We start from the raw sequence: 6,030 nt of genomic DNA, 5'->3' as shown, positions 1-6,030 counted from the left end.
AACCGGAAGCCTTATTGTTTCTGTATCGGATCCGCTGTTTCAGTCCGACAAGATTATATTGTGATGAGCTCGTATTTTTGATATCATGAAAAAGGATAATTTTGAGGAAAGGAGCTTAAAAATGAACGAATTGACTCAAATGATCCAGCACAACCCATTGTTATTTTCTCTGTTAATTGCCTGGTCTCTGTTATGGAAAGCCTTAGCTTTATGGCATTCCGCACGCGGCAGTCAGATAGTATGGTATATCGTTCTGTGTATTGTTAACACTGCTGGTGTTCTCGAAATTATTTACCTGCTCTTTTTCCGCAGGAAACTTGTGGGGAGATACATAAGATAGAACAATATTACTTAAGGATGAAAATGGACTTTTCATATCGAAAAGTCCATTTTATCGCAAAGGAGAAAAAACCTTCGCCAAAAGCGAAGGCAGCCTTTTTCAGGCTAACGGGAAGAGAGAAGTAAGACTCCTACATTATTCCTCCCTCAGGAAATAAATATACCTTTTTATAGCGTCATGTCCATAAAAAAGCCAGGCAAGAACGGGATCCTTTGCCTGGCTTTTTCTTGTGCTTTGCTTCCGCACAATTGGATAAAAGCACGCGATCGCCTGTTAAAAGAATTATAACGTGAAAATGGTCAAAAAGAAACAGTATGCAGGAAAAGAAAAGAGAATACAGAACGTTAGTCAGTGTTGCATAAAAAAAATTTGAAAGGAAGGGGAAGAGTATCGTAGAGTTAGCCTTAATTAAAAAAGCGCCGTTGTTAAAAAGAATAGTCATAGGTGTTATTGTCCTGATATTTTTGTTGATTATGTGGCCGTTTGTTATTGTTGCCCCCGGTCATACAGGAGTTGTAGTCCAGCTTGGAGCTGTGAAGGAAAAGGTCTTAGAAGAAGGATTCCATATACGGATCCCTATAATCCAATCGGTCAAATTAATCGATTGCCGGATACAAAAAGAAGAGACTGAGGCTGCCGCTGCATCCAAGGATATGCAGACCGTAACCAGCAGAATAGCTGTTAACAGTGAAAGAACTGCTTGGCAAGACTTTAACAGCTCACGGTATAATTGTCGATGCTTTCAACGTAGTCAACTTTGATTTTTCGGCTGGGTTTAACCAGGCTGTGGAAGACAAGCAAACGGCGGAACAAAGAGCGTTAAAAGCAAAACGCGATCTGGAAAGAATAAAAATCGAGGCGGAACAGAAAGTAACCCAGGCCAGGGCTGAAGCGGAAGCCCTCAGGATACAAAAGCAGGAGGTCACTCCGGAGTTGATTAGATTGCGTGAAATTGAGGTGCAGCGCGAAGCAGTAGGAAAATGGAACGGCATACTGCCGAATGTTACCGGTGGGACAATACCTTTTATTCAAATCGATAACGATAACAATACCAATACTAATAAATAAAGCCCTGATTTTCTATCCGGCAGATACGACAGTAAATACAAATTTTTGTATTACCCAATATAAGAAAAGGAATAGGCGGCAGGCGGCTAGAAATAATATAAGTTGTCATAAAGGAGGCTTAAGTTAGATTCTTTACAAAGGAGCAGCAGCGTGAGCAAAAAACACAAACAGGAGAAACAAAAACCTGAGCAACAAAAACCAGATGAGGAAAGGGAATTCCTACAAGCCTTCGTTATTAGTTCCAGGATATATTCGGCGGTAATTATTGTCGCATTGTTAGTTCAAGGATTAACAAAATGGATGTCGGAAGACATATCCAGGTTAGTGATTATCTTAATGGCCATTTTCATTTTTCTCGATTCTTTTAAACTGTACCTGCGGGGGAAAAAAATCAGGCCATTTTTTTACGTTATGTTAATGATCCTGTTTCTGTGCGCGGCATTTATTATCTCAAGGCATCAATAGTGTTTTAGGATATTCCCTTCTAATCCTGCTTGTAAAGTCTGCCATAAACAATATGGCGGTGCGGCTCTTTTCCATTAAGGCTTGTTTTTCCCATATATTTGTGAATATGGCCTTTAATGTACGGGATGGCTTCACCTGTTTGTATATTGAACCTGTGCGCATGACCATTGTTTAGACTTGTCGTCACTGCAATTTCATGAGTGTGACTGTGTTCACTGAGGGAACCAGTCCGGGAAATGCCTTCAATTCTGTGTGAATGACCAGCCTCTTCATCTGTTCTGCCAAGACAATTATGAGAATGTTTTTCGTCCATTTTCCCTTTACTCCTTTACAATAACCTTATCCTTAACCTTATCCTTTAAGATATGAATTTGATTTTTTATTGTTAACAGTTACCATAATTCCAATTAAAAAAGCAGCTAAACAAATTTATTTTTATTCTGCAGGATTTTGTTATATCTTGTAGAAATACTAAAATACTTATTATTCCCCTTGGATTGAAAAGGAGTGATCGGCTTAAAAACTATCAATCCCGAAAAATTTTTAGAGAGGGAAAACAAGAATGAGCGAAAACGGTACGGGAAAATTTCCAATTCAGGTCATCGCAGTAGTTATTTTAGGAATCTGCTTAATAATCTGTACTATGATATTTACCAGCGCATTTGCCAGGGTAAGATCAAGCTCAATAATAACGGTAACCGGTTCAGCCGAAAAACAGCTTAAATCCGACCTTATCGTATGGGACTGTAGTTTTACCAGGAACAGCGCCCAGTTAACCGAAGCATACGCCGCTCTTCATTCGGACCTGGAACAGGTCAACAGTTATCTAAAAAGCAAAGGAATACCTGACAGCGATATCACGATAATGCCGGTCAACGTCAACACATTTTACGCCGTGGACAAATTCGGGCGGGATACAGGCGAAATCAGGGGGTATAGCTTAACCCAAACAATAGAAGTCCGATCAAAACAGGTAGACAGTATAACCAACGTTTCCAGAGAATCCAGCGAACTGATTAACAAAGGAATAAACCTGCAGTCGATGCCTCCGCAGTATTTTTATACCAAGCTCAGCGATATTAAGGTTGATATGCTGGCAGACGCTACTCTCAATGCAAAGAAACGTGCGGAGAAGATAGTTATCAACGGAGGAAGCAAGATTGGCCCGCTGCGTTCAACACAGATGGGAGTATTTCAAATAACCCCTATTTATTCCACCGAAGTATCCGATTACGGAATGAACGATACCTCATCTTTAGAGAAAAAGATTACCGCAGTCGTAAATGTGGAGTTTTATATTAAATAAACCGGTTTAGCTTATAATAGAGAGTCTTATTTATCTGTCCCCCGGTTAAGCGAACTGATCCCAGTTCACTTAACCGGGGGTTTTGTTTAAAAATGTCCGGAACACTGTTATGCACATCCGCCTGGAAAAATTCATAAACTGATTAAAGCAGGTAAGAAAGGATGTGTCTGACTATGCCGGTCTATGTAGTACAGCAGGGGGACACTTTGTTTATTATTGCCCAGCGCTATAATACAACTATAGAAAAATTAATTGAATTAAACAGTGATCTAACTGATCCTGACAAACTGGACGTCGGACAAAAGATACAAATTGGAGAACAATCCGTTGCCGTTGAACACGAGGAGACTATCGCACAGGGAAACGATCCCTCCGTATCCCGTCAGATCGACGGTTTCATGTACACTATCACAACAGACCGCATCAATTATTCCCGTGGTGAGTCTGTACGGCTTAGACTGGTCAAGACAAATATTACCGGCAACCCAATTAGTTTAAATTACAGGACAAGTCAGCGCTTTGATTTTGTTGCATTCCGGGAAGTAGAAGAAATATGGCGCTGGTCGGATGAGCAGGCGTTCAGCCGGGCTGTGACCAGAATTATTATTCAGCCGGGCAGAAATCAAACTTTTGATGCTGTCTGGAACCAACGGAATAGCGCAGGAAGATTGGTCCAGCCGGGAACTTTGATTATTCGGGGATACAACGTCGCAAGGGAATTACAGAACAGTTCTGTTCCGATAACTATTAATATAAGATCGTCTGAAATACCGGCGCCAACTCCGGAATGCCCCAGCGGTAATTTACTAAGAAACCCGGGATTGGAAGAGTGGAGAAAAGAAACTTCCCCAGTCAGCTGGAGCGGCCAGAATATAAACCGCACGCGTTTGTCCAAGTCCGGGAATTTCGCCGCCGAGATGGGATCGGTTAGGACTTCAAGGGCGCTGCTCACACAATCTGTAAACGGTATCCCCCGGCGAATTTATAAACTGAGCTTCTGGGCCCGTGAAAATCAGAAAATACCTTCAGTGGGAAACTTCACCCTGGGCGCCGAAGTTTTCTTCTATGATTCGGCAGGAAGGTTTATATCCCGTGCCGATCCTGTTTTTAATCAAAATACTATTCCGGAGAGATATAATCTCTATGTTCTTACAACAGGCTTGAGCCCTGCCGGAACGGCAAGAGCAGAAGTGCGCTTTCTTTTCACGCCAGGACGGGACAATAATAATACGGTCTCTATTGACGATGTTGACTTCAGGCGCCTTTAAAAGACCCTGCAGTCAGGTTAAAAAGAAGATAAGAAGAGAGTCTAAAACGGCTCTCTTCTTAATTTTTAGATCAAAATCGTGAATTCAGGCTGAAAAGGGTATAATATCTACTCCAGCCTTGATTTTACTCTTGAGAACGTCTGGGACAAGTGATAAAATCATTAATGCAGAAAATAGGATAAATAAGGTAAAGATGAATAACCTTCTAGCAAATAATCATGTCTTTCAGGCTTTTTTAGCAACCTGTTTTGTTTGGGCGATAACCGCCTGCGGAGCCGGCGCCATCTTCTTTGCCAAGAATTTAAGCAAAAAGATTCTTGACGGGTCGTTGGGTTTTGCCGGCGGGATTATGATCGCAGCTTCATATTGGTCTCTGCTTGCGCCTGCTATAGAAATATGCAGGGAAGATCGAATCACCTGGCTTGCTCCGGCAATTGGTTTTTTAGCAGGAGGAGTTTTTCTGTGGATTGTTGATAAAATATTGCCTCATCTTCATATCGGCCTTTCTGAAGAAGCCGAAGGCGTGAAAACATCCCTGCAGCGGGCACAACTGTTTATCCTGGCGATTATTTTACACCATATACCCGAGGGTCTGGCTGTAGGTGTTGCTTTCGGCGCCATTTCCTCCGGTTCGTCATCCGCTACTCTACCTGCCGCAATTGCGCTGGCCATAGGAGTTGGGATCCAAAGCCTGCCGGAAGGCCTTGCGGTGTCGATGCCCCTGCGCAGGGAAGGCATGTCCCGTCTGAAAAGCTTCTGGTACGGACAATTATCAGCGGCCATTGACCCCATTGCCGGTGTGATTGGCGCATTATTCGTTCTTCATATAAAAACCCTGCTGCCATATGCGCTTGCTTTTGCCGCAGGAGCAATGATTTTTGTTGTTGTCGAAGAAGTTATTCCGGAATCCCAGCGCGGCAGCAATACGGATCTGGCCACCATCTTAACTATTCTTGGCTTCACGCTGATGATGGCGCTGGATATTTCGTTCAGTTGAAAACATTACTTTGATACTTTAAAACACAAAAGACGGCAGAGGTAATTGCCTCTGCCGTCTTTTTATATATCCTGTTCTTTAAAGCATCCTTTTAACTCCGTCTACCTTGGACCCGCCGGAGTCTTTTGTAGCGTATGTTTTGCAACAAGTGGACATGCATGTGCCGCCCGCAGGAGTAGGTGAGAGTTGTTTGGTCATTGCGGCGTCTACAGTATCGGGCTGATTGCTGCTGAAACTATCCGAGGTGACGAGAATTTCGTTGGCTTTGCACATGTTTCCTTGATTCCAGTAATGACAATCATTCACAAGACAGTGGATATGCTGATCCATTTTTTCAAGTCCTTTCCCTTGAAGAATTATTTTTATTTATTCTTTACCTTTCGAAGAATTTTATGTAAATCAATAACTAATACTACACCGATGAGTATTAATACTCTTTGACATTATTAAATAGCGAATTCGCCCAATATTTGGAGATTCCTCTTTCGGTGCGAGAGGTAGGCGAGCATGTGGCGTTTCATGTGGTAGTTACCGTTCCCCAAGGTCTTTCGGATCAGCTTCTCATTACCGGATAGGACCGCACTGC

At 42.4% G+C, this 6,030-nt stretch carries 7 protein-coding genes and 1 pseudogene; 6 read left to right on the top strand and 2 right to left on the bottom strand.

Annotation, left to right across the window (positions count from 1 at the left end):
- Window positions 1-121 precede the first annotated feature (121 nt).
- From DEH07_12365 to DEH07_12355, 3 genes and pseudogenes are all read left to right on the top strand, one after another.
- Entirely contained in the window at window positions 122-340 is a 219-nt protein-coding gene (locus DEH07_12365) for a hypothetical protein (GenBank protein HBY05271.1), read from the top strand.
- 473 nt (window positions 341-813) lie between these two features.
- Window positions 814-1,408: pseudogene (locus DEH07_12360) on the top strand (HflC protein).
- A gap of 150 nt (window positions 1,409-1,558) precedes the next feature.
- Complete coding sequence (locus DEH07_12355) at window positions 1,559-1,873, top strand: hypothetical protein (GenBank protein ID HBY05270.1); 315 nt, start codon at window positions 1,559-1,561, stop codon at window positions 1,871-1,873.
- 19 nt (window positions 1,874-1,892) lie between these two features.
- Here the strand turns inward: DEH07_12355 and DEH07_12350 are convergent, their stop codons facing one another.
- Window positions 1,893-2,186, bottom strand: a complete 294-nt coding sequence (locus DEH07_12350) for a hypothetical protein (GenBank protein ID HBY05269.1) — start codon at window positions 2,184-2,186, stop codon at window positions 1,893-1,895.
- A gap of 249 nt (window positions 2,187-2,435) precedes the next feature.
- Between DEH07_12350 and DEH07_12345 the strand changes: the two genes are divergently transcribed.
- The 3 genes from DEH07_12345 to DEH07_12335 all read left to right on the top strand — a co-directional run bounded on the left by DEH07_12345 (window position 2,436) and on the right by DEH07_12335 (window position 5,444).
- Window positions 2,436-3,179 carry an SIMPL domain-containing protein gene (locus DEH07_12345; GenBank protein HBY05268.1) on the top strand — a complete coding sequence of 248 codons (744 nt, stop codon included), beginning with the start codon at window positions 2,436-2,438 and terminating at the stop codon, window positions 3,177-3,179.
- A gap of 161 nt (window positions 3,180-3,340) precedes the next feature.
- Window positions 3,341-4,447, top strand: a complete 1,107-nt coding sequence (locus DEH07_12340; GenBank protein HBY05267.1) for a hypothetical protein — start codon at window positions 3,341-3,343, stop codon at window positions 4,445-4,447.
- Window positions 4,448-4,640: 193 nt separating this feature from the next.
- On the top strand, window positions 4,641-5,444 hold the full coding sequence (locus DEH07_12335; protein HBY05266.1) for a ZIP family metal transporter: 804 nt from the start codon (window positions 4,641-4,643) through the stop codon (window positions 5,442-5,444).
- 78 nt (window positions 5,445-5,522) lie between these two features.
- Here the strand turns inward: DEH07_12335 and DEH07_12330 are convergent, their stop codons facing one another.
- Entirely contained in the window at window positions 5,523-5,774 is a 252-nt protein-coding gene (locus DEH07_12330) for a DUF1540 domain-containing protein (GenBank protein HBY05265.1), read from the bottom strand.
- Window positions 5,775-6,030: the final 256 nt, after the last annotated feature.

Origin of the sequence: Desulfotomaculum sp., from assembly GCA_003513005.1 — a bacterium.
Taxonomy (GTDB): Bacteria; Bacillota; Desulfotomaculia; order Desulfotomaculales; family Nap2-2B; genus 46-80.
This window is presented reverse-complemented; position numbering and strand designations above follow the sequence as displayed.

What these genes read in the sequence shown, in the direction of transcription:
- DEH07_12365 (HBY05271.1), top strand. Translation starts at nt 122, where the DNA reads ATGAACGAATTGACTCAAATGATCCAGCACAACCCATTGTTATTTTCT.
- DEH07_12350 (HBY05269.1), bottom strand. Translation starts at nt 2,186, where the DNA reads ATGGACGAAAAACATTCTCATAATTGTCTTGGCAGAACAGATGAAGAG.
- DEH07_12345 (HBY05268.1), top strand. Translation starts at nt 2,436, where the DNA reads ATGAGCGAAAACGGTACGGGAAAATTTCCAATTCAGGTCATCGCAGTA.
- DEH07_12340 (HBY05267.1), top strand. Translation starts at nt 3,341, where the DNA reads ATGTGTCTGACTATGCCGGTCTATGTAGTACAGCAGGGGGACACTTTG.
- DEH07_12335 (HBY05266.1), top strand. Translation starts at nt 4,641, where the DNA reads ATGAATAACCTTCTAGCAAATAATCATGTCTTTCAGGCTTTTTTAGCA.
- DEH07_12330 (HBY05265.1), bottom strand. Translation starts at nt 5,774, where the DNA reads ATGGATCAGCATATCCACTGTCTTGTGAATGATTGTCATTACTGGAAT.